Genomic DNA, 25,662 nt, shown 5'->3' with positions numbered 1-25,662 from the left:
GAATAATATATACGTAATAGAAACAAGAACTAGACTAATGAAATTCGCTTTTGTTGGCTTTGTTATACTGAGTGCAATTTGTTTATCTGCTGTTAATAACAATGGTGTTTATGCACAAGTAACTTCTGATAACACCCTTGGCACTGTTGTGGATAGTAATTACAGCATTACAAACGGCATTCAGGTCGGCAACAATTTATTTCATAGCTTTAGTCAGTTCTCTATTCCCCCAGGTAGTTCTGTATCATTTGACAATGCTACTGATATTCAAAACATTTTTAGTCGGGTGACTGGTGGCAATATTTCTCACATTGATGGTGAAATTAGTGCTAAGGGTAATGCCAACTTGTTTTTAATCAACCCTGCTGGGATTATTTTTGGCAAAAATACCAGTTTGAGTATTGGTGGTTCTTTTGTCGCCACAACTGCCAATACTATTAAATTTGCTGATGGAACAGAATTTAGTGCAACGAAGCTCAGTCAGTCGCCATTGTTAACTATGAGTGTACCAATAGGCTTACAGCTTGGTCAAAACTCAGGAAAGATTGCCTTACAAGGAACTGGACATCATCTGACCTCTCAAAATCCACTGATCACACCCTATGTTCCTACAGTATTAGAGACTAATTTGGCCGTGAAATCGGGACGTACATTAGCACTTGTGGGTTCTTCTATTGACCTGAATGGTGGGATTTTGTTTGCTCCCCAGGGACGAGTTGAACTCGGTGGTGTAACTGAAGGTGAAGTTACACTCAATAGAGTCAGTCAAGGATTTAACCTGGATTATCAAAAAACTTCTACATTTGGTGATATTGATTTTACAGAGCGATCGCTTGTGAATGTCAATGGTATCAATGCAGGTTCTATTCAAGTACAAGGTCGCACAGTTAGCCTCACAGATGGCTCTGTATTATGGGTGCAGAACCGAGGAATTCAAAAGGGTGGAGATATTTATGTGTTCGCCTCTGATACTCTGAAATTATCTGGTGCGACTACTGACTTGAAAATCCGTACCAGCATAATCAACGAGGCCGTCAGCAGTGGTAGGAGTGGTAATATTAGCGTTGTCACACCAAATTTAAGTGTTAACAACGGTGCGGTAGTTGCTAACCGTAATTATAAATCTGCCGATAGTGGTTATATCAACATCACAACCTCTAATTTGAATGTCAATGGTTACATTTCTACCGACCCTTCAGTCTATGCAGCAATTGGAACACTCACATTCTCTACAGGGAAAGCTGGTGATGTGATAGTCGCAACACAGAATTTATCTGTGTTGGATGGTGGTTATCTCGGCTCCACAACTTTTGGACTTGGTACGAGTGGTACAGTTACAATTGATGCCGCTCATGTAAATGTCATTGGAGCAACGCCCATCAGTATTCCTAGTATTATTTCTAACACTACTATTGGACGTGGTGGTAATGCTGGAAAACTGAGACTAAATACTCGCACACTCACAATCAAGGAAAGCGGTAGTGTAACTACTGCCAGTCTTGGAGTAGGTAATGCCGGTGATTTGACTGTCAATGCGACGGAATCCATTAATATAAGTGGTCGATCACCAAGTGTTCCCTATGGTAGTAATATTTCTTCAACTGTTGGCTCTTTGACGGCTAATTATTATACCCAATTATCAAATGTGAGCGAAATTCCCAGAGGCTCTTCCGGACAGGTAACTGTCAATACTCCTATCCTCAAAATTAGTGACGAAGCCAGAATTAATACTGGTAACTATGGAATTGGGAATGCAGGCGCACTGAACATCAATACTGAAATGGTGGAGTTAAATAAGGGGTTTTTAGCGAGTTTTACAGCTTCAGGACAAGGTGGTGATATGAATATCCACACAAACGCGCTCATTCTTCGAGATCAGAGTTTGATTATAGGAACAGCTTTAGGTTCAGGAGATGGTGGCAATATTATGATTAATTCGCCAGTTATTGTCGGATTTAACAACAGTGATATTATGGCTAATGCAGTCACAGGTCGCGGTGGTAACATTCAAATTACAACTCAAGGTATTTTTGGCCTGAAGTTTCGCCCCCAACTGACACCAGAAAACGATATTACTGCCAGTTCACAGTTTGGGGTGAATGGCACAGTACAAGTTAATAATGTTGGTGTTGATCCCAATTCAGGTTTAGTAGAACTACCCGCCAATGTCACCGATCCATCCCAACAAATTGCTACAGGCTGTTCTAATGCTAATAATAGTAGTTTTGTAGCTACAGGACGGGGTGGTGTGCCGCAAAATCCTACTCTGGAAGTGAGGAGCGATCGCACTTGGTCAGACATCCGCGATATCTCTGCATATAGGAAAATCAACGAAGTCAAGGACCAAATACCAACACCTCCACAAACTCTTGTGCAAGCTACATCTTGGCATCGCAATACTGACGGCAAAATTGAGATAGTTGCAGATAAATCTTCTGCTCAGGTGCAACAACTATTAACCTGTGCTGCGGTGTCTCAAAGTTAAGTTTTAAGCAGTTCACTTGAAGCGTTAGTAAAAAAATATTCAGGGCATCCTAAGGCTACAATTTTAATGGAGTTGGGGTAATGAAAGTAACTTCTGGTTGCTTTGGTTTAATTGGCGGAATCTTAATATGTTCAACTTGCAGCAGTGTTAATGCCCAAGTCATTCCTGACAGCACTCTCAACACTGAAGTCTCTCAAAGTGGTAATGATTTCACCATTATCAATGGGAATCGCGTCGGGAACAATCTGTTTCACAGTTTCAGTCAATTTTCTATTCCCAGTAAAGGTTCTGCACTCTTCGACAATGCCCCAGATATCCAAAATATTTTTAGCCGTGTGACTGGTGGTAGTGTTTCCAACATTGATGGTTTAATTCAAGCTAACGGTACTGCAAATTTATTTTTACTCAACCCTAGTGGAATCATATTTGGTAAAGATGCCAGTTTGAATATTGGTGGTTCGTTTATTGGTACAACAGCCAATAGTATTAAGTTTGCTGATGGGACAGAATTTAGCGGAGTTAAAACCAATACAACTCCTTTATTGACTATGAGTGTCCCAATCGGATTACAGTTTGGCGGCAATCCAGGAACTATTTCTGTTGAGGGAACAGGAAACAATCACATATTAAATGGTATATCTCCGATTTCGGGATTAACCAGTACCGATGGGTTACAGCTATCATCTGGAAAAACACTAGCTTTGGTTGGTGGTAATCTTGTCCTCAATGGGAGCTTTCTGTCCGCACCAGGAGGACGCATTGAACTGGGAAGCGTCAATCAAGGCGATGTCAATATCAATGTCGATTCTTCAGCATTCACCCTGAGCTATCCTCGTGACAACTATAGCTTTGGTGATATTCAAATGAGCCGACGTGCTATAGCATCTGTGCGTGGCATCATTCCAGGCGCAATACAAGTTCAGGGAAAACAAATCAGTCTTCAAGACGGTTCTTTGGTGGTAGTACAAAATCTCGGTAGCCAGACTGCGGGTGATATTACAATCAATGCCACAGAGTCGTTGCAAGTGATAGGTATGTCCTCAAACTTTCAAAGTTCCAGTGGTATCGTCAATGAAACTCTGCAAGCAGGAGCAGCAGGAAATATTGCTATTATCACCCCAAAACTCACCATTGATCGAGGTGCGATCATGATTAACCGTACCTATAGTTCAGCACCCAGTGGTAATGTCGTAGTTAAAGCCAATGAAGTTTTAGTGGGTGGGATTCAACCGGGGAATCCTAGTGCTAATCCGATATTTGGTGTGCTGATGGCTGCAACTTATGGTAAAGGTCAAAGTGGAGATTTATTGCTTTCTAGCGATCGCCTGTCAATTTTTGGTGGTGGTAATGTCGGTACGAGAAGCTTTCTTACAGGTAATGGTGGCAACGTTAAAATCAGTGCTGACACTGTTGATATATCAAGCTTAAATACCCTCCCAGGGTCTTATTTAATTAGTCTGTTATCAGCTAATACTTTTGGCTCTGGGAATGCTGGCAATCTTCAGCTTAATACGCGCAAACTGTCGATTCAAGATGGCGGTTTAGTTTCAGTTTCGACTGTAAACTTTGGCAACGCTGGCAACCTGACGATTAATGCCACTGAATCAATTGATGTAAATGGAATCAAAGACCCACAAAATCCTAGCTATATTGGAGCGATCGCCCGTCCATTAACTGTGTTTACAACTTCTGGTATCAGTAATAATAGCAACTCTACTGCCAAAGCCGGTAATATCACCATCAATACGCCTCAATTAACCGTTCGCAACCAGGGACAAGTTTTTACCCAAAACCAGATTCTAGGTGATGCCGGCACTTTAAGAATTAACGCAAACACCTTACATCTTGACAATGGTGGTAGTCTTTCGGCATCTACAAAAGCAGGGGAAGGCGGTAACATCAATCTACAACTGCGGGATGTATTATTGATGCGTCAAGGTAGCTTTATCAATGCCGAAGCAGGTAGTAATGGCAATGGTGGCAACATTAACATTAACTCACCCAATGTGATTGGTCTAGAAAATAGCGATATCATTGCCAATGCAGTGCAAGGAAATGGTGGCAATATCGACATCACTACCCAAGGCATTATTGGTCTAGAATTTCGTAACACCCTCACCCCCAAAGATGACCTCACCAATGATATTACCGCCAGTTCTCAATTCAATCTCAACGGCAATGTGGAAATTAATAATGTTGGTGTTGACCCCAATTCTGGTTTAATTGAACTACCAGCAAATCTCAGTGATTCATCTCAACAAATTGCTAGTGGTTGTGATGTCAACCAAGGTAGTAGTTTTGTCGCTACAGGACGGGGTGGGATACCACAAAATCCTTCTCAGGAATTGAGGAGCGATCGCACTTGGTCTGATATCCGCGATCTCTCTGCATACCATACAACACAACCAGTACAGGCCCAAACACCGAAATCCCCAAAATTCCTTTTACAAGCTACTTTCTGGCGACGTAATGCCCAAGGCAAAATAGAGTTGGTTGCAGCTAAATCCCCTTCGCAGATGCAAACAGCCTTAACCTGTGCTGCTGTAGCCGAAAATTAATTAACGTTACAAATTTACTCAATTGGGAACAATAGATACGTAATAAAAACAAGAACTTGATTGATGAAATTAACTTTTGTTGGGTTTGGCGTGCTTAGTGTAATCTGTTTATCTGCTGTTTGTAACAATAGTGTTCATGCCCAAGTAACTCAAGATAATACCCTCAATACTTCTGTTACTGCCACTACTTCCGTGAATGGAAGTAATATTTACAACATTACCAACGGTACTCGTGTCGGCAATAATTTATTTCATAGTTTTAGTCAGTTCTCTATCCCTACAAGTGATTCTGTATTATTTGACAATCCTACAAGTATTCAAAATATTTTTAGTCGTGTGACTGGTGGTAATGTTTCCAATATTGATGGTTTGATTCAAACTAATGGCAGCGCCAATCTATTTTTACTTAACCCCACAGGAATAATTTTTGGTTCTCATGCCAGTTTAAATATTGGTGGATCATTTGTCGGGACAACTGCTGAGACTATTACATTTGCGGATGGGAGTAAATTTAGTAGCACAGACACCAACACATCCCCCTTGTTAACCATGAATGTACCTGTTGGGTTGCAATTTGGTAGTAATCAAGGAGGGATTACAGTTCAAGGTACAGGACATAATGCCCAATTAAGTGACTCAGTGCAAGTTTCTGGACTAAATCTCAATTCCAGAGGATTACAACTACAACCAGGGAAAACACTAGCGTTATTAGGCAAAGATATTGCCTTAGATGGCGGACTGCTCTCTGCACCAGGAGGACTAATAGAATTGGGTGGTGTGACTAATGGCAATGTGATTCTCAATTCTACTCCGCAAGGATTTGCCTTCCAGTATTCTCAAGTTCCCAGTTTTGGCAATATTCAAATCACCCAACGAGCCTTAGCATCGACACGGGATTTAAATGGGGAAAGTGGAGGAGCCATCCATATCCAGGGAAAACGAGTCAGTATCCGCGATGGCTCGATGATATTAGTACAAAATCGCAGTCAAAAGACAGCTGGTGATATTGCTGTTGATGCTTCAGAGTTTTTAGAAATTACTGGCAAGTCGCCTGATTTTCAAAGTTCTAGCAGTTTAGTGAATGAAAGTACAGCCTTGGGTGCGGCGGGGAATATTATCATTAACACTCCACGATTGAATATTGATCAGGGTGGTTATATTTATAACCGGACTTTCAGCACAGCATCAGGGGGCAATATTATCGTCAACACCGATGAAACGCGGGTTAATGGTTTTGCAGTTGGTGATCCTTCAGCCTTTCGAGCAGTTAGTCAAATATTAGCTGCTTCCTATGCAGGCGGGAAAGGCGGCAATATTTCTGTCTCTACTCAAAAGCTGTCTGTTTTAGCTGGGGGAAATATAGCAGCCAGACCCTATGGTGTGGGTAGTGGGGGTGATGTGACGGTGAAGGCGGATACTATTGAAGTAAATAACACTGGAACTCCCACTGGTTTTTATTTTAGTCTCATCTCTACTGCCACATTTGGGTCTGGTAATGCGGGAAATTTGGCGATTGATACTCGTAAATTGTCAGTGCAAGCTGGCGGGAGAGTGTCTGCTTCTAGCATAATTTTAGGTAATGCTGGTGTACTCAATATTAATGCTTCCGAATCGATTGATGTAAATGGCGTAAAGGATGCAAACAATCCCAGCTATATCGGTACGGCTGTGCGTCCTTTTGGTACATTTGCCCAAATTTCCCGTGCTAATGCAGGTAACACCACCATAAACACTCCTGTTTTGAATGTTACCAATGGGGCAACGGTTTTTGTAGAAAATTCTGGTTTGGGTACGGCTGGTACTCTGCAAATTAATGCCAACGTCCTCAAACTTGACAATAATGCAAGTATCCTAGCATCTAAAAAAGCTGGAGAGGGGGGCAATATCAATCTGCAACTGCGGGATGTATTATTGATGCGTCGTGGTAGCTTGATCAATGCCGAAGCAGGTAGTAATGGCAATGGTGGCAACATTAATATTAACTCTCCCATTGTGATTGGTCTAGAAAATAGTGACATTATTGCCAACGCCGTACAAGGAAAGGGGGGCAATATTCAAATCACAACTCAGGGAATTATCGGTTTGGAGTACCGTAATCTTCTCAATCCAAGAGAGGTTTTGAGCAATGATATTACCGCAAGTTCCCAATTCAGTGTTAGTGGTACAGTCCAAATTAATAATGTTGGCATTGATCCTAATTCTGGTTTAATAGATTTACCAACAAATCTCTCAGACTCATCCCAACAAATTGCTACAGGCTGTTCTAATACTAATAATAGTAGTTTTGTCGCTACAGGACGGGGTGGTGTCCCACAAAATCCTATGCAGGAAGTGAGGAGCGATCGCCCTTGGTCTGACATCCGCGATATCTCTGCATTCCACAAAACGCCAGCTTTACAAGCCCAAATACTTGAATCTCCAAAAGTTTTTGTCCACGCTACATCTTGGCATCGTAACGCCCAAGGAAAAATTGAGCTTTTTGCCGCTAAATCTCCTACAGGTGTGCAACCGTCATTCACCTGTGCATCTCTTGCCAAAAGTGAACTTTAGTGCTTTGTCATGACTCTAACCAAATCAAAATAGTACCAATTTGAAAAAAGAATGTGGCAGTCCTTAATTCTAAAATTTTAAGAGATGGGTGGGCATTACCCACCTTGATTTCTTAGAGTTTAAACTTCTCAGTAATTCGCTTCATTGCCTCCTCCACATTCTCCCTGCTGTTAAATGCGGAAACACGGAAGTAGCCTTCACCAGCTGCACCGAAACCAGAACCAGGTGTTCCGACTACGTTGACGGTTTGCAATAGCTGATCGAAGAAATCCCAACTGGAAAGACCATTGGGTGTTTTTACCCAAACGTAAGGTGCATTTACACCACCATATACTGATAAGCCTGCGGCTGTAAGTTTTTCGCGGATGATTTTGGCATTATCTAAGTAGAAGCTAACCAGTGCTTTAACTTGGGCTTGTCCGGCTTCGGAGTAGACAGCTTCGGCTCCCCGTTGCACTATGTAAGATACACCATTGAACTTGGTAGACTGGCGACGGTTCCATAGTTTCCACAGTTCCACATCGGAACCATCGGCGGCTTTGGCTTTTAGGGTTTTGGGTACGACGGTTAAGGCGCAACGAGTACCTGTGAAGCCTGCATTCTTGGAGAAGGAACGAAACTCGATCGCTACTTCTCTGGCTCCTTCAATTTCGTAGATAGAATGGGGTAGGGATGGGTCTGTGATATAAGATTCGTAGGCAGCATCAAAGAAGATAATTGAGTTATGTGCTTTGGCATAGTCTACCCACGCTTGGAGATGTTCTTTGGTGGCGGTTGCACCTGTGGGGTTATTGGGGAAGCAGAGATAAATTAAGTCTACTTTTTGGGAAGGAATTTCTGCGGTGAAGTTATTTTCTGCGGTGACAGGTAAATAAACTAAACCCTCAAACTCACCTTTCTCATTAGCCGCGCCAGTATGTCCCGCCATGACATTAGTGTCTACATACACAGGATAAACTGGGTCGGTAACAGCAATGATGTTATTATCACCAAAAATATCGAGAATGTTGCCTGTATCGCACTTAGAGCCGTCGGAAATGAAGATTTCGGCAGCGTCTACATCTGCACCCCGCGCTTGAAAATCTTGGGTGGCAATTTTCTCCCGTAACCAAGCATAACCTTGTTCTGGGCCGTAACCTTTAAAAGAAGAGCGATCGCCCATTTCTTCCACTGCTTGAATCATGGCAGATCGGCAAGCTGCTGGCAATGGTTCGGTGACATCACCAATACCTAAGCGAATAATCTTAGCATCAGGGTTGGCTTCGGCAAAGGCATTTACCCGCCGCGCAATTTCGGGAAATAGGTAGCCTGCTTTCAGTTTGAGGTAGTTGTCGTTAATAGTTGCCATAGTAGAGATGAAAAAATTGCCTAGCTAAAATAGCTTATACCAAATTAATATGAAGCTGTATAGAATCCTATGTCGATAATAATTGAACGCAGATGCACGCAGATAGACGCGGATAAATCAATGAATTTTATATTATGTGCAACCTCATATAAAACTGTACATACATTTCTAGAGTAGAATTATTTAATGTAAAATTATATCTTTTTAAGGCTGTTTTTTATAACTAAATATATATAAAACTCGACTTATAACTGTTGCTAATCTTGGTTGGAATAATTTATCAACTGATATCAGATCTAAAAGATTTAATATTATTTGTTTAAGTTGGTAATGTGACATGAATAATTCTGGGTAAGGAATTTAGTACAGGTAATCATGGAGCAAAATTTGAAAAATATTAAAATTTCTATTATTATCCCGACATTAAATGAGGTGGGTAATATTCAACAAACTATTGCCACCACTCAACCTAGTGTAAATATAGAAGTCATTGTTGTTGATGGCGGCTCACAAGATGATACAGTGGCGATCGCTCAATCTTTAGGTGTAAAAGTTATCTCCTCGTCTCCTGGTCGGGCGGTGCAAATGAACACCGGTGCGGCGCTGGCTGCTGGTGAAATTTTGTTGTTTCTCCATGCAGATACGCGTTTACCTGTTGGTTTTGATGAAATGATTCGCGCCGCGTTACAACAGCCTGGGGTGGTGGCTGGCGCCTTTGCGTTGCGGATAGATGCAGACTTGGCAGGTTTGCGCTGGGTAGAAAAAGGGGTGTATTGGCGATCGCATTTTTTCCAAATGCCCTATGGAGATCAGGCAATTTTTATGACAAAGGCGGTATTTGAGAAAGTTGGTGGTTTTTCTGAATTGCCCATAATGGAAGACTTTGAACTCATGAGACGTTTAAAGCACATTGGGAAAATTACTGTTTTGGGTGTAGCAGTAATAACCTCTGGACGGAGATGGTTACAGAGGGGAGTTTTTCAAACTACGCTGATTAATCAAGTCGTGATTATTGCTTATTTACTTGGTGTAGCACCAGCACAACTACATAGCTGGTATCGTCAGGGGAAATTTTTCAGAATAGGGGGTAGGCTTTAGAAATTTCTTTCACAGTTAAGAATTACCAATCGAGAAACCCCTACGTGTCGGTTTAATACTTGCCCGTTTCACCTGGAATTTTACCTTATCGCTCATTTCACCGCTTCTCGCCTCTAAAGTCCAGTTACCAGGACGCAGCGACCAAAATAAGGAATTAGCTGACTGGGTGTTCAATTTTTCACCGTTGAGCCACCACTCTATAGGTGTAGAGTTATTTCCTATTAACTTAAATTCTAATTTTTGTTGTGTTTCTTCACCTGGATACACTAAGAATACATCGCCTTCATGAGGAGATAAAATTCTCAGGCTGCTAGAGGTAAACTGCGATCGCTGTTGCGTGGCTAACCACTCGTTATACTCTGGTGGTAATGTAAACTGAGTGTCCCTTTCGTAGCTAGTTTTATCTTCGGGATAGAAATATTCTTGCACCACTGAAGTACAGTCTGGTGTGGGACGTAACCCAGAAACTGCACAGATTGGTAGTTGCAATAAACCTGCTGGAGTGAGAAAACTGGCTGGTTCTTGATATTCGTGCAGATGTAACATAATCCGATTCCACAAGGGTGCTGCGCCTGTCACCCCGGAAACTTGACGCATGGGTTCACCGTTAAAGTTACCTACCCAGGTAGCGACGGTGTAATCAGTGGTAAAGCCGACTGTCCAAGTGTCACGATAGTTGGAAGATGTACCGGTTTTCACAGCCACGGGGAATGGTAAGTTTAATACTGAATCTACACCGAAGGCTGTAGCACGAGCATGGCTGTCGCTGAGGATGTTGGTGATTAATTGCCAGATGGTGGGGTTTGGGGGTTGGGTATGATGGGGGACTGGAGACTGGGGAAGGGTGGTAATGAGGGGGGCGGGTTGTCCTTGTCTTGCTATAGTCAGGTAGGCTTGGGCTAGTTCCCAGAGGCTAACTTCACCACTACCCAGGGTTAAACCTAAGCCATAGTATTCTGGGGTTTGTTTTAGATGGACAAATCCCAGTTGATGTAGACGTTCTAGGAAAGTTGGTACACTCACTTTTTCCAAGACGCGTACGGCTGGTATATTGAGGGAATTGGCTAAGGCGATGCGTACCCGCACAGGCCCAAGAAAGTTTTCGGTATAATCCGTTGGGCTGTAGAGTTGTGCGCCGGGGATGGCGTAATGGGTCGGGACATCTGCCAAAATAGTATTTGGGCGAATTAACCGCTTTTCTAATGCTAATTCATAGACAAATGGCTTCAGGGTAGAACCTGGTTGACGTAGGGCTTGCACTCCGTCATTGCGTCCCAGTTGGGCTTGATTAAAGTAATCCGGTGAACCGACGTAAGCTAAAACTTCCCCTGTGTGGTTGTCAATTACTAGTGCGGCTGCATCATGAACGTTATTGGCGGAAAGAGTAGAAATTACCTGCTGTACTTGTGCTTCGACAAATTGCTGCAAAGGACGATTGATAGTTGTGTGGATAACTGATTGATTTGTGTCAGCAGGAGTGGGGGGAATTTGATTAGCTAACCAAAATAAAAAGTGTGGTGCGGCGATAATTCCTCGCTGGTTGGACTGAAACACAACTTTTTCTGAGGATGTGCGATATGCTGTGTCTTTGCTCACATACCCTTCTTGTACCATACGATTGAGGACGTATTTTTGTCGTTGCTTCAGTCGTTCCCAATGTTCGTAAGGGTTAAAGTAGGTGGGGTTATTAGGAATGGCAGCTAACAAACTAGCTTGGGCAAGATTTAATTCACTGGCTGGGATGGAAAAATAAGTACGGGCTGCTGCTTCTACACCATATATATTCCCTCCCATGGGCAAGCGATTGATGTATGCAGAGAGGATTTCATTCTTGTTCATCCCGGCTGCTAACCGCCACGCTAACCAAATCTCCTGCATTTTCCCTGACAGGTTGCGGGGTACTGGTTCTAACATCCGCGCTAACTGCATGGTAATCGTGGAAGCGCCGGAAACAATTTTTTTGGCGTGGATAGCTTCTTTGATGGCGCGGACAATTGCTTTCAAGTCCAAAGCCCCATGATGATAAAAACTACCATCTTCGGCGGCTAAAATAGCTTGGATAAATTGGGGCGAAATCTGATTTAGTGGTACTACTGATGTATGCTCTTGGTCACGGGTGAGTATTGTTCCTAATGGTAGCCCATTGCGATCGCTAAATTGCATTGCTAGTTGATTTTGGGCAATATCTACAGCACGAATCGGCGCAAAATAAGGTATCAAGCGGATTAATAAGCATATTAGCAGCACAGCTATGATCACCTTACTAGTGTGCCGCATTCTGGTAAGCGATAGAGATATGAATTGCATCAGGGAGTACCCTGTTTAAGAGAATTTACTTTAATTTTGCCGTGGCGATGATATCTACATCAGTAAGTATGTCTATTCCTTAATAATAAAATTAAAAATAATTCATAGTTAAGAATTGTAGTTGTTTTTTGGAATTACTGCTTTTGATTGGTTATCTATGTAAATAAATTTTGATTTTTAAATCCAAAGGAGTGTGGGGGTTGGCGCGGAGGGGCGCAGATTTTAAGAGAGATGGGATGAGACTAGTTGCTGTAATTTTTAATCTTAAATTTATAAAAATATGATTATTAGAGTCTGTATACGGTGTTTTATTGTTCTAACGTTGGTGTTAGGAATAGGGGGATGTAATTTTTTTGGTATCAACTCAGGTAGGGAACCATTACCAGCAGTTTCCCCACTCACACCGCCAAAATTACCGGACTGGATTGAACAAATTAGTCCCATCGGAGAAGCCCAACCTCTGAACCAAATCCGTATTCGTTTTAAAGAGGCTTTAATACCAGTTGAAAGTCTAGACAGTCCAGAACAACAGCAGTTATTACAAAAGTTTGCCCTTTGGCCGCCATTACCGGGACAATTTCGTTTTTTGACACCGCGCATGGTAGGTTTTCAAGCTGATAAAGCATTGCCAATAGCCACAAGATTACAAGTTACTCTCAAAGCAGGTTTAGCAGATTTAAAAAATCATCGTTTAGACAAAGATTTATCTTGGACTTTTAATACTCAATCTATCAATTTAACAAATTTACCCGGTGTGAATCCGATTGAGAAAGCTGATGCTGAACCTATTGATTTACAGCCAAAGTTACAATTTACATCTAATGTAGAACTAGATTTAGCTTCTGTACAAGAACATTTACAGCTAATCCCAGAAGGTAAAAATGAGGGTTTGCGTTTCCAAGTAACCTTAAACAAGGAAGAAAAACCTCTAGATAAGGAAGAACCTCTCAAGAAATTTGACCCTTCAGCACGTAATTGGATTTATAATCTCAGACCTCAAAAAAATCTGAAAACAGCTACTCGTTACCGTTTAGTATTCTCTCCGGGAATACGTCCTGCTTATGGCAACCTAGTTACAGATAGAGAATTTGTTAGTAAGTTGTCAACTTATTCGCCTTTGGCTTTTCAAAAAATTAACTTTTATGGACAACCAGATGCAGGGGGAACTTATGGAAGATTTATTAAAGGTAGTCCGCAGTTAGAATTTAATAATATATTGGTGGCTGAATCAGCTAAAACCAATATTAAAATTAACCCAGCACCAAAAGATATTTCTCGACTTTTACAAGTTAATGATGAAGATAGAATTATCGGGATTAATCCTTATGCCTTAGAACCAGCTAAGACTTATACAATTACTATCGGCGAAAATCTCCAAGATAAGTTTGGACAGACTTTAGGTAAACCTGTTTCACTTAAATATGATACTGGAGATTTAGCAGGGGATATCTGGGTTCCCTCAGACTTGAATATTTTTCCCGCAGGTAAAGATTTACGGTTAAATATTAGTACTGTAAATTTACCAGAATCTAAATATCAGGCTGCTTATCGAGTAGTTAAACCAACAGATTTGGTTTATTTTAACTACGGTAATGATTTATTACCAAAACCTGCTGAATGGAAAAGCTTCCAGGTATCAGGTAAGAAAAATCAGTCAGTTGATGTAACTGTACCTTTGCGAGAAAAAATCAACGCTAAGACGGGAATGTTAGCTTATGGAGTCCAAGCCCGTACTAATAAATATCAGGAAAATGGTAAAGAGTTGTGGCGAGAACCTACGACTTATGGTTTGGTGGAATTGACTAATTTGGGTGTATTTAGTCAATGGTTTCCTGAATCGGGATTAATTCGGGTGAATCATTTAACAGATGGTGCGCCAGTAAAAGCGGCTGTTATAGAAATTTATCAATCAAAATTGCAAGCAAAATCTCGCCCTGAACCTGTACCTTGTGCGACAGGTAAAACCGATGAAAATGGGACTTTTAGAGTTAATCGTGAAGCATTACAGCAATGCACTGCTGGTAGTCAAAATTCTATTAAATCACCAGAATTATTAGTAATTGCCAGTGAAAAGGAAGATTGGGCATTTACTAGAACTGAAGAATATAGCGGTGTTTATGGATATGGTATTGATGCAGGTTGGCAAGGGAATAAACCGGAATCAAGGGGAGTAATTTTTTCAGATAGACAGTTGTATCAATCAGGAGAAAAAGCTTGGTTTACTGGTTTTGCTGATTACTTACAAAATGGTGTCATACAGCAAGATAAAAACGCTGACTACCAAATAACGTTGGTAAATCCTGATGGACAAAAGACCAGTTTAGGGACACAAACTACAAATGAGTTTGGGACATTTTCTTTAGAAATGCCCATCAATAAAACTCAAGGCTTAGGCTACTACACAATTCAAGCTAAAGGCAAGAATGGTCTGGAAATTTCTGGAGAATTTCGGGTGGCTGAGTTCAAACCACCTAATTTTAAAGTCGAAGTCAAGCTAGATAAAGAGTTTGCTTATATTGGCGATGATGTTGATATTAATGCTACAAGCAATTATTTATTTGGTGCGCCTGTAGAAGGTGGAGAAGCGAAATATTTTATTACTCGTCAACAAGCTAATTTTATCCCTAAAGGTTGGGAAGAGTTTACTTTTGGTCGCCAATGGTTTTGGCCGGAAGAAGCCCCCACTATATCTAGTGATGTATTGCAAAGTAATTCTCAGTTAGATGGTAATGATAAAAGTAGCCAAATGGTAAATGTGGCTAAAGATTTACCATATCCTATGACTTATCGAGTAGATGTACAAGTTGCTGATGTCTCTAATCTTTCTGTAGCCAATTCTCAAAGTTTTACAGCTTTACCAAGTAATCGTTTAATCGGTTTAAAAAGTAATTTTATTGCTGATGCAGGTAAGGCTTTTCCCATTGAAGTGATTATTGCTGACCCTACTGGAAAACTAATCACAGGTCAACGAGTCCGACTGGAATTGCAACAGATAAAATACAGCAGCGTCACTCAATTGGTAGAAGGTAGCCAAACGCCAAAAAATCAAGTTGAATATAAAACAGTCGCCCAAACAGAAATTACATCTACTAGTAATCCGCAATCGGTAAATTTAACCCCACCTGAATCTGGTACATATCGAATTAGAGTTAATTTTAGTGATGCCAAAAATGAATTAGGTGCTACAGATTCACAAATTTGGGTAACTGGAGGAAATGCAGTCTTTTGGGGTACGCGAGATAAAGATGTTTTAGAAGTTAAGTTAGATAAAAAAGAGTATAAAGCTGGTGAAACTGCTACCGCCTTAATTCAATCTCCCTATGCAGATGCAGAATTATACTTTGCAGTGATTAAAGATAAACCCATTTATCAACAAATTACCAAAGTACAGGGTAGCGCACCACAAATTCAGTTTCGGGTTACGCCAGAAATGCTACCAAATGCAGCCGTTGAAGCTGTGTTAGTTAGACAAGGTAAACCTATTAACCAAGTGGAAGTAGGAAGTTTAGATAACTTGGTAAAAATTGGCTTTACTCCTTTTAAAGTTAACCTGGAAGATAAATATTTAAAACTGCAAGTTAAGCCAGCACAAGCATCACTAGAACCTGGTGCAGAGGAAACAATCCAACTGGAAGTGAAGGACAATCAAGGTAATCCCACCAAAGGACAGTTAACAGTCATGGTGGTAAATGAGGCGGTACTGCAACTTTCTGGTTATCGTCCGCCGAATTTAGTAGATACTGTTTATGCAGAACAGCCAATATCTACCCGCTTTACTGATAACCGTCCAGATGTGATATTACAACCGCAAGATGTCGCAAAACCTAAAGGCTGGGGTTACGGTGGTGGCTTCTCCACAGGTGCAGCAAATACTCGCACCCGCACCGACTTTCAACCCTTAGCTTACTACAACGGTTCTGTTCTGACCGATGCTAGCGGTAATGCACAGATAACCGTCAAATTACCAGATGATTTGACTACTTGGCGTGTGATGGCTGTGGCTACAGATGGAAACCTGCGTTTTGGCAATGGAGACGCGACATTTATCACCACCAAACCACTACTAAGTAATGCCATCTTGCCACAATTTGTCCGTCCAGGCGATCGCATCCTCGCTGGTTTATCCGTAACTAATAACACCGGAAATACAGGAAATCTCTCAATTAACGGTGAAATTAGCGGGGCTGTGAAGTTTAACAGTAAAAATCCGACAACTACTACGTTGCAAACCCAAGCTGAATCTGCAACTCAAGCCTATCGCTTCCCAATGGTGGCGGATAGTGTGGGAGTTGGTAAAGTTCGCTTCACCACTCAACTAAATGGTACAGCCGATGCTTTTGAATTACCTTTGCAAGTCAAGCCATTGGAAATTACTGAACAAATAGTTGAGACTGGTGTCAGCCAAAAACAAATCAAGATTCCCTTAAATGTTGATAAAAATACCTTTCCCGAAGCTGGCGGTTTAGATATTCAGTTGGCGAGTACTTTGATTCCCGAAATTAAAGCACCAGCAAAACAAGTATTAACAGATAATGATTTGCCATTCACAGAACCATCTGCAAGTCAATTAATCATTGCGACTAATCTGCAAACTATTGCCCAAAAATATGGTCAAACATTTGCTGAATTTAACTCTAGACAACAGGCAAATTTAGCAGTCGAAAAATTGCAAAAACTACAAATCTCTGATGGTGGTTTTGCGGCTTTCCCTGGACAAGAAAAATCAGACCCTTGGGTTTCTGCTTATTCTGTTGAATCCTTAGTGAAAGCCAGTCAAGTCTTCCCCAATTTAGTTGATACGGGAATGCTATCTCGCCTCAAAACCTATTTGCAAAAAGTTCTCGCCAACCCCGGAGAATATGATTTTTGCAAACAGCAACTATGCAAAAGGCAACTACAACTTAATGCTTTAATAGCGTTATCAGAACTGGGAGATAAACGCAACACCTTCCTAACAGATATTTATGAACAACGTAACAACTTTGATTTAGTCACTCAAATTAAACTAGCGCGATACTTATCTCAATTTCCAGAATGGCAAGATGAATCTCAGCAATTAGTAAACAAGCTGCAACAAAACATATCTGAAACTGGACGCACAGCAGTTGTTAGTTTACCACCTAGTTGGGGATGGATGAGTTCACCAACCACAGCACAAGCGCAAGCTTTACGCTTATTTATCGCCAAACAAAGTAAACCGGAAATCATAGATAAATTACTCCAAAGTCTGCTGGCACTACGCCGGGATGGTACATGGCAAACTGACTATAATAATGCCCAAGCACTAACAGCATTAGTAGAATATGGTCAACTACAACCCACGCCACCTAATTTTGTTGCCACAGTGCAGTTAGCCGGGAGAAAGTTAGGAGAAAATCGCTTTACAGGCTATAAAAATCCCAGCCTCCAGTTAAGTGTACCGATGAATCAATTACCCCGTGGCCGTCATGATTTAACGCTACAAAAATCAGGTAATGGAACTCTACACTACTTGGTTGCTTATAACTATCGCCTGCAAGGAAATCAACCAGGACGCTTCAACGGCTTACGCATAACACGAGAAATAAGTCAAGTAAATGCAAAGAGAATTTTACGAAAAACAGGAATTTACGCCCTCGATCAACCCTTGACTTTAGCCCTCGGACAAGTGTTTGATATTGGTTTAGAAATCATCGTTGATCGCCCTGTAGATCATCTAGTAATTAAAGACCCCTTACCAGCAGGTTTAGAAGCCGTTGACGCGAGTTTCCAAACTACCACCGCCGCATTACAAGCAAAAGCCGATAGCTGGGAACTGGGTTTTAGGAATATTTATAGCGATCGCATTATCGCCTATGCCGACCATCTAGAACCAGGAGTCTACAGCCTCCATTATTTGGTACGTTCTGTTACTCCTGGGACTTTTTCCTGGCCTGGTGCGGAAGTTCATCTGCAATATGCACCAGAAGAATTTGGACGCACTGCGGAAATGAAACTAATAGTGGAGGAGAAAGGAAGGTAAATCAGGCGCGCCATTCCTCCATACCTCCGCTAATTACCTAATTCCTGATACCTTTGTTGAAGATCCATAATTGTAAACACCGCCTCAAACTTCAAACCAACCGACTGATAAAATTCAGCCCCCCCTTGCTGTCTATCCACTAATGAAATGACCTCATCAACAACATAACCAGCAGCCCTCAGTCGGTCAACAGCTTTCATGACGGATTGTCCAGTCGTCACCACATCTTCCAAAACCACCACCTTTGCACCCTCTGGTAAATTGGGGCCTTCAATATAAGCCTTAGTCCCATGACCTTTAGCTTCTTTGCGAATAATCAAAGCTGGTATTGGTCGATTTTCATACGCAGAAACCACACTCACAGCTGTCACAATTGGATCAGCCCCTAATGTTAAACCAGCTACCGCTTGAGTATCTGAAGGTAACAGTGATAAAAGAATGCGACCAATTGCCAAAGCACCTTGGGGATGCAATGTCACTTGTTTGCCATTTATATAGTATGAGCTAGGCTGTCCAGACGAGAGAACGAAATCACCCTCTTTATAAGCAAGTTGACAAAGTAAATCCAGCAGTTTTCGCCGCAGAGTAGATACATCAGCAGTGGCTGGCCAAATATCTGACTGGGCAAGGCTTTCAGTAGAATACGTCATTACAAAACAGTAAAAGTTGTGCTACACCAAAGGTTGAACTCATGGGAGTTCTGAAATTAAGCATAAATGAAGATTTGCCCAAAAATTGAGGAGTAAAAAAGATGGGTATAAAACTTAGACCCCTCAGTGGTTTTTTAGTGCTATTAGCTACGGCTATAGCTTTTCCTGCTGTGGCGACTGCCGAAACAGCAACCCCCAATTATGAAAGCACAAATGATGTATTTGAGCGAGCTTACTTTCGCCACGATCGCAACTTCTACGAAAACAGCACCCCCAAACGGCAGTTAGACGCATTTTTGGGTTCTGGTTCTGGTTTTCGCAATTCCTTCCCAGAAAATGAAATTGCCCGTGATGCCGAATTAGTTAACACTCTCTACAGAGATGTTCTCGTTCAACAATCCATGAATGATCCCTATCTGCGGACACCAGATTTACCTAACCCCTACGGTACATCCTTACTCATGTCCCCGCAAATGAATGCCAACAAGTTGAGGATGGGGACGGAATTCCGGTTTGAAACAGCACTACCTCGTTAATATAACTCGCCAAAGTTCATAACTGATAGTCAAAAGTCAAACCTCTTGACCTTTGACTATTGAATTTTGAAAAATCCAGGGTGCAGGAGTTGAACCTGCCTTGGGCGAATTATGAGTTCGCTGCCTCAACCGCTCGGCCAACCCTGGTTAGTTTACAATTGTATCTTAGAGTGTAAAGCTTGTGTACCTTCTAAGATAATTTATTAGATTTTTATACTACATCATTTAATTATGGAATAGTGGGAACTATGATTAATTGAGTTATGTTAAGGATTGAGGCAGACAGCTTCAACACTCTTAACATAGACCAGCTAATATAGACCAGCATTCTTCTGCAATCGCTTGTCAGCAATGAGAATAAATTCTACTGTACTTCTTACTTTGATTTTGTTATTCCTAATGTTAGGAGCAGGCTCTGTGAGCGCATTTTTGGGATTTGACTTGGGTAGTTCCGCCCTCAAAGGCGTAACTACCCCAGATGGCCGCCCCACTAGCAAGTTTGCTAGCAGTAAAGCAAATAACTCCCAAGCAGGTGCCACGACCTTTTTAAAAGAAGAAGAAATATTAAAAATTGTTAAGTCCCGTATCGAAGGTAAATCTAAAGTTGCTAAATCCGAAAAACTGGATGAAGACGAAGAGGATATCAACGGCAAGAAGCAGAAACCAGAAGAAAAACCCCCAGAAGTCGTAACGGAAAAACTCCAACCAGGTTTTCCCGTTAGTGCCGAGAATCAAGGCGTATCTTTAGCGGTACAATCTGCTCGTTACTCTGGTGGTGATTTACTACTAAAAGTAAAAATGCAGAACAAAGGCGCTGATTCTGTCCGCTTTTTGTATAGCTTTTTAGATGTCACCGACGACAAGGGTAGAACTCTCAGTGCTAGTACAGAAGGTTTGCCAGCAGATTTACCTGCCAACGGCCCGGCGTTTACTGGTACAATCAGCATCCCTACGGCTTTACTTGATGATGTTAAAAAAGTATCTCTTGCTCTTACAGATTATCCCGATCAAAAACTGAAGCTAGAAGTCACAAATATTCCTGTAGATAAGTAGGGACTGGGGACTAGGAAGCAGGGGAAGCAGGGGAAGCAGGGGATAAATTCCATCCCCAATCCCCAGTACCCAGTAACCAATACCCAATACCCAATCCCCAATAGCCAATCCCCAACATCATAAATTTTGCAAAAACTTTGGCGGTGAATGAATTTTCTAATTTGAGTTTGACAGATGTGGGGCTGCGGTTGCTATCAGTACTGCTGCTGATTGTGATTAATGCTTTTTTTGTCACAGCCGAGTTTTCCATCGTAACTGTTAGGCGATCGCGCATTCATCAGTTAGTTCAATCTGGGGATATTCAGGCGATCGCAGTTGAGTCACTACAGCGCAACATTGATCGAGTGTTATCAACAACCCAATTAGGTATCACCCTCTCTAGTTTAGCCGTGGGTTGGATTGGCGAAAGTTCCATTGCTGTAGTCATGCGTTGGTGGATAAAATCCTGGCCATTACCCGCCAATGTGAATCATTTTGTTGCTCATTCTCTGTCAATTCCCATTGCCTTTTTCTTGATCGCCTATCTACAGATTGTGTTAGGTGAACTGTGTCCAAAATCAGTCGCCATGCTGTACTCAGAACAGCTAGCGCGTTTTTTGGGGCCTGCTATAAAAGCGATCGTGCGTTTTTTCCGTCCCTTTATCTGGATTCTCAACCAATCCACTAGTTATCTGCTGCGGCTATTTGGCGTTGAATATACAGGTCAAAGCTGGCGACCACCAGTAACACCAGAAGAATTACAGTTAATTATCTCTACAGAGAGAGAATCTACTGGTTTGGAGATGGCAGAGAGGGAACTGCTTAATAACATCTTTGAGTTTGGTGATGTCACAGCACAAGATGTGATGATTCCCCGCAATGGCATTATTGCTCTATCTAAAGATGCTAACTTCCAAAACTTGCTCCAACAAATGACAGCCACCGGACATTCACGTTACCCCGTGATTGGCGAATCCTTAGATGACATTCGCGGTATTGTTTATTTTAGAGATTTAGCTAACCCCTTGGCGATCGGTAAGTTATCTCTAGAAACCCAAATTCAACCTTGGATGCGTCCAGTGCGGTTTGTACCGGAACATACCCCCCTCAGCGAACTATTACCTATGATGCAGCAAGAAAAGCCTGCAATGGTCATAGTAGTAGATGAATTTGGCGGTACTGTAGGACTAGTGACCATCCAAGATGTCATTGCGGAAATTATCGGCAACGCTGGCGAAACCTCAAGCAGTGAAGACTTGCTGATTCAGATGTTAGACCAGGAAACATTTTTAGTGCAAGCCCAGGTTAACTTAGAAGACCTGAACGAAGTCTTGCACCTGAATTTACCCTTAACAAGACAATATCAGACCCTAGCTGGCTTCTTACTTTATCAATTGCAAAAAATGCCCATAAAAGGCGAAATTTTCTGCTACGACAACATCGAATTTACAATAGTCTCCGTTGATGGGCCGAGGCTGCATCAGATTCAACTGCGGCGCTTGGGTTAGGGATCAGAGACTTTTATGAGACAGTCCCAATAAAACAAGTTTCACCGCCAAACCAGAAAAATATCTTTTCCCTACACCCTTATACCCTTAAACCCCTACACCCCTTTCAAGTAAGCATAAGGAAGCGGATCTTCTAACCCTAACTCTGCGAAAGCTGCTAGGCGTAAGCGGCAAGAATCACAGACACCGCAAGCAACATCACCACCCGCATAACATGACCAAGTTAAGTTCCAGGGAACGCCTAATTGATTGCCTAGTTGAATAATTTCGGTTTTTTTCAAATTAATCAAGGGAGCAACAATGTTAATGGGTTGACCCTCCCGTCCTTGTTTGGTTCCCAGACGGAAAACTTCCTGCATCGCCTCGATATAGTCAGGACGACAGTCAGGATATCCTGAATAATCTAGGGCATTGACTCCTATATAAACTCGCTGTGCGGCGATCGCTTCAGCATAAGCCAAAGCAAAACTTAAAAAAATTGTATTTCGTGCTGGTACGTAGGTAACAGGAATATTTTGTGACATGGCATCTAGGGAACGTTCTTGCGGTAAATCGATATTGTCATCGGTTAATGCTGAACCACCCCAAAGCCGGAGGTCAAAATTGATAACTTGATGTTGTACTATTCCTGCGGTCTGCGCCACCAAAAAAGCTGAGTGCAGCTCTCGTCGATGTCGCTGCTGGTAATCAAAAGAAATAGAATAACATTCACAACCATCGGCTTTTGCTTGGTACAAAATTGTGGAAGAGTCTAATCCCCCAGATAATAAAATGACAGCTTTCATTTAAGTTCCAAATTTTGGATAGTTAATTACTCGATCACCCTGCTAGCAATAGCCAGACAACTATGGGTAAAAGCCCACAACCAAGTTTCAAAAATATATTGTCTTCACTCCTTACTCTCCATTTCCCTATCTCCATAAAAATAGAAGAATAAATCTGCAAATAATGACAATTATTATGCAAAAATTATCTGAGTAAATTCGTTCAGACAATTTTCCATAAATATTTTTTTATTTGTTCATCTCCGTGTATTATTTATATTAATTAGTGATTTTACTAACAATGAAATTATTAATTACTCATCAAACTACTAGACTACCTAAAAAGATTGAGAAGATAACTACTTAGAGTATACATGGGTGATTATGCGTAAATAAAAATACATAAGCTGTGCTTTGAAAAGCACACGCAAACCAGAAATCTAGAAATGTCCCAACAAAAGACATCTAGATTACGGGAACTGATTACAAACTTTGAAATTCTTCATAAACAAGGCCTCTATGTTACCATCTGGATGGTTTTAGACGGATCATAACTGGCTGTACTGGCTGTTTAGTATAAAAGCCAAAGGCCATAGCGTCTCTAAGTTTGGTGGTTGAGGAGAGAACAATAGTGCAAAATAGCATGTCAGTGGCAGAACCAAATTCACATACACAGCGCAACCAGCCACGACCGATACGCGTAGGCGTAATCGGCGTAGGTAACATGGGACAACATCACACCCGTGTACTCAGTTCAATGAAAGATGTTGAACTAGTTGGTGTTTCCGACATCAACGTCGAACGAGGCCTAGAAACCGCTAGTAAATACAAAGTGCGGTTTTTCGAAGATTACTGTGACCTGCTTCCCCATGTGGAAGCTGTGTGCATAGCTGTTCCCACTCGCTTACACTATGCTGTAGGCATCAACTGTTTGTTAGCGGGAATTCACGTTTTAATTGAAAAGCCGATCGCTGCTAGTATTTCTGAAGCAGAATCACTTGTCAATGCTGCCGCCGAGTCTCAATGTATCCTCCAAGTTGGGCATATTGAGCGCTTCAACCCAGCTTTTAGAGAACTGAGCAAAGTGATGAAAACTGAAGAAGTTCTCGCACTAGAAGCTCACCGCATGAGTCCTTACTCAGACCGCGCCAATGATGTTTCAGTCGTGCTGGATTTAATGATCCATGATATTGATTTACTGCTAGAATTGGCTGCTTCACCAGTAACAAAATTAACTGCCAGTGGAACTCGCGCCTTAGACTCTGGCTATTTGGATTATGTGACTGCAACTCTAGGGTTTGCTAATGGGATCGTTGCAACTCTAACTGCCAGCAAAGTGACTCATCGAAAAATCCGTCGCATAGTTGCCCATTGTAAAAACTCTTTCACTGAAGCAGATTTTCTCAAAAACGAAATTTTGATACACCGTCAAACTGCTGCTAGCTCAGTAAATGACCATCGCCATTACAGGCAAGATGGTTTAATTGAGAAAGTTTATACTACTAACGTTCAACCCTTGAGTGCAGAGCTTGAGCATTTTGTCAACTGTGTACACGGTGGGAATCAACCTTCTGTGGGTGGTGAACAAGCTCTTAAAGCCCTCAGATTAGCAAGTTTAATTGAGCAAATGGCTTTAGAAGAGCGGGTATGGAACCCGTTAGACTGGCAATCAGAATCAAGGGTACAATCACTGACTCAAAGCATATAAATGAAGTAAGGGAGCAGAGGCGAATACTTAGTCTAGGTCTTCACCCCTCTGCTTTTTCAGTGCATATCAGCCTAAGCCATAAAATCATACTGTTGACGCAGCTAAAAAATTAGAATTTCAATTGTCAGACGGCTATAATGCTTGGCTCATGGTTATTAATCTTACATATTGAGTAAGTAACCGTTAGCCGTTTTTACCCATGCGAAAAAGCCTACATCTGGTGCTAGACTCTTACTATCCAGACCCTAATTTGTTACCTTGAAGAAGGGAAAATTGTTAAGTTTTACTAAAACTAGAGTTAAACTTAGCAACTAAAATAATACAACAGTCCCAAAAGATGTCATCCGACTGGATAAAAAATATTATTGAATCTCTGGGTTATTGGGGAATTGGTCTTTTAATGTTTGTAGAGAACCTGTTTCCGCCAATTCCTTCAGAATTAATCATGCCATTGGCCGGTTACACAGCCAACTTGCCAGGCTCAAGACTGAACATCATAGGTGTGTTTATTGCTGGACTTTTAGGTTCTACAATTGGCGCACTTATCTGGTATTATCCAGGGAAGTTTTTGGGTGAACAGCGTTTACGATATTTAGCAGATAAATATGGCAAGTGGATTAGTGTATCTAGCAAAGATATAACCAAAGCAAAGCGCTGGTTTGACTCTCAAGGTAACAAGGCGGTTTTCATGGGTCGTCTGATTCCGGGAGTTCGGACTTTAATTTCCGTACCGGCAGGGGTCAGTAATATGCCCTTGCTACCTTTTCTATTTTATACAACTTTAGGTAGCGCCGCCTGGGTTGGTTTGTTAACATACTCAGGGTATCTTTTAGGTAGTCAGTATGAACTTGTGGATAAGTACCTTGCCCCTGTATCCAAAATTGTACTAGGGGCTTTATTTCTGGTGTTTGTACTCTGGGCAGTCAAACGTAAGCTTAGAAACACCAGAATTTGAAGCAAAGTTCTTTTTTGTTTACAACTGGGGGTTACATCTGGTAAAAATTCGCCTACACTATGCCAAATAATGCTGAAGAAGCGATCGCCTAAATTTTACTAAAATTTTAAAATTTGGCGTATTTATAGCTACACTTGACGAAACTCAGAAATTCTGGTATCC

General features: G+C 41.6%; 14 protein-coding genes and 1 tRNA gene. 10 read left to right on the top strand and 5 right to left on the bottom strand.

Annotation, left to right across the window (positions count from 1 at the left end; translation table 11 throughout):
* Nucleotides 1-37 precede the first annotated feature (37 nt).
* The 3 genes from ACN222_RS25495 to ACN222_RS25485 all read left to right on the top strand — a co-directional run bounded on the left by ACN222_RS25495 (nt 38) and on the right by ACN222_RS25485 (nt 7,593).
* Nucleotides 38-2,485 (top strand): beta strand repeat-containing protein, encoded by a 2,448-nt coding sequence (locus ACN222_RS25495; RefSeq protein WP_190449718.1) that lies wholly within the window; start codon nt 38-40, stop codon nt 2,483-2,485.
* Between the two features lie 80 nt (nt 2,486-2,565).
* Nucleotides 2,566-5,043: a filamentous hemagglutinin N-terminal domain-containing protein gene (locus ACN222_RS25490; protein WP_044522489.1), complete on the top strand. Its 2,478-nt coding sequence runs from the start codon at nt 2,566-2,568 to the stop codon at nt 5,041-5,043.
* 63 nt (nt 5,044-5,106) lie between these two features.
* Nucleotides 5,107-7,593, top strand: a complete 2,487-nt coding sequence (locus tag ACN222_RS25485) for a beta strand repeat-containing protein (RefSeq protein WP_010999230.1) — start codon at nt 5,107-5,109, stop codon at nt 7,591-7,593.
* Between the two features lie 112 nt (nt 7,594-7,705).
* Here ACN222_RS25485 and ACN222_RS25480 read toward each other — a convergent pair whose 3' ends face one another.
* Nucleotides 7,706-8,941 carry an LL-diaminopimelate aminotransferase gene (locus tag ACN222_RS25480; RefSeq protein WP_010999229.1) on the bottom strand — a complete coding sequence of 412 codons (1,236 nt, stop codon included), beginning with the start codon at nt 8,939-8,941 and terminating at the stop codon, nt 7,706-7,708.
* Between the two features lie 375 nt (nt 8,942-9,316).
* On the opposite strand from ACN222_RS25480, the gene ACN222_RS25475 reads away from it, so the two are divergent.
* Nucleotides 9,317-10,039 carry a TIGR04283 family arsenosugar biosynthesis glycosyltransferase gene (locus tag ACN222_RS25475; protein ID WP_010999228.1) on the top strand — a complete coding sequence of 241 codons (723 nt, stop codon included), beginning with the start codon at nt 9,317-9,319 and terminating at the stop codon, nt 10,037-10,039.
* A 15-nt stretch (nt 10,040-10,054) separates the two neighbouring features.
* Here ACN222_RS25475 and pbpC read toward each other — a convergent pair whose 3' ends face one another.
* Nucleotides 10,055-12,346, bottom strand: coding sequence for a penicillin-binding protein 1C (pbpC, locus tag ACN222_RS25470; RefSeq protein WP_010999227.1), 2,292 nt, complete (start codon nt 12,344-12,346; stop codon nt 10,055-10,057).
* A 280-nt stretch (nt 12,347-12,626) separates the two neighbouring features.
* On the opposite strand from pbpC, the gene ACN222_RS25465 reads away from it, so the two are divergent.
* Nucleotides 12,627-18,347: an alpha-2-macroglobulin family protein gene (locus ACN222_RS25465; protein WP_010999226.1), complete on the top strand. Its 5,721-nt coding sequence runs from the start codon at nt 12,627-12,629 to the stop codon at nt 18,345-18,347.
* Between the two features lie 29 nt (nt 18,348-18,376).
* On the opposite strand, the gene pyrE is transcribed toward ACN222_RS25465, so the two are convergent.
* Nucleotides 18,377-18,997: an orotate phosphoribosyltransferase gene (pyrE, locus tag ACN222_RS25460; protein WP_419756879.1), complete on the bottom strand. Its 621-nt coding sequence runs from the start codon at nt 18,995-18,997 to the stop codon at nt 18,377-18,379.
* 101 nt (nt 18,998-19,098) lie between these two features.
* On the opposite strand from pyrE, the gene ACN222_RS25455 reads away from it, so the two are divergent.
* Nucleotides 19,099-19,533: a hypothetical protein gene (locus ACN222_RS25455; RefSeq protein WP_010999224.1), complete on the top strand. Its 435-nt coding sequence runs from the start codon at nt 19,099-19,101 to the stop codon at nt 19,531-19,533.
* A 74-nt stretch (nt 19,534-19,607) separates the two neighbouring features.
* Here ACN222_RS25455 and ACN222_RS25450 read toward each other — a convergent pair.
* A tRNA-Ile gene (locus ACN222_RS25450) sits at nt 19,608-19,680 on the bottom strand.
* A gap of 204 nt (nt 19,681-19,884) precedes the next feature.
* Between ACN222_RS25450 and ACN222_RS25445 the strand changes: the two genes are divergently transcribed.
* Nucleotides 19,885-20,586 carry a hypothetical protein gene (locus ACN222_RS25445; RefSeq protein ID WP_010999223.1) on the top strand — a complete coding sequence of 234 codons (702 nt, stop codon included), beginning with the start codon at nt 19,885-19,887 and terminating at the stop codon, nt 20,584-20,586.
* 143 nt (nt 20,587-20,729) lie between these two features.
* Nucleotides 20,730-22,073, top strand: coding sequence for a hemolysin family protein (locus tag ACN222_RS25440; protein ID WP_190449720.1), 1,344 nt, complete (start codon nt 20,730-20,732; stop codon nt 22,071-22,073).
* 95 nt (nt 22,074-22,168) lie between these two features.
* Here ACN222_RS25440 and queC read toward each other — a convergent pair whose 3' ends face one another.
* Nucleotides 22,169-22,858 (bottom strand): 7-cyano-7-deazaguanine synthase QueC, encoded by a 690-nt coding sequence (gene queC, locus ACN222_RS25435; RefSeq protein ID WP_010999221.1) that lies wholly within the window; start codon nt 22,856-22,858, stop codon nt 22,169-22,171.
* 610 nt (nt 22,859-23,468) lie between these two features.
* Here queC and ACN222_RS25430 point away from each other — a divergent pair.
* Together ACN222_RS25430 and ACN222_RS25425 are read left to right on the top strand one after the other, a co-directional pair.
* Entirely contained in the window at nt 23,469-24,545 is a 1,077-nt protein-coding gene (locus ACN222_RS25430; RefSeq protein ID WP_044522479.1) for a Gfo/Idh/MocA family protein, read from the top strand.
* A gap of 337 nt (nt 24,546-24,882) precedes the next feature.
* Complete coding sequence (locus ACN222_RS25425; protein ID WP_010999219.1) at nt 24,883-25,500, top strand: DedA family protein; 618 nt, start codon at nt 24,883-24,885, stop codon at nt 25,498-25,500.
* Nucleotides 25,501-25,662: the final 162 nt, after the last annotated feature.

It is taken from the genome of Anabaena sp. FACHB-595 (assembly GCF_048568275.1).
In the GTDB taxonomy this organism is placed as follows: Bacteria; Cyanobacteriota; Cyanobacteriia; order Cyanobacteriales; family Nostocaceae; genus Trichormus.
The sequence above is the reverse complement of the archived record's forward strand: the minus strand, read 5'-3'. Positions and strand labels throughout refer to the sequence as shown.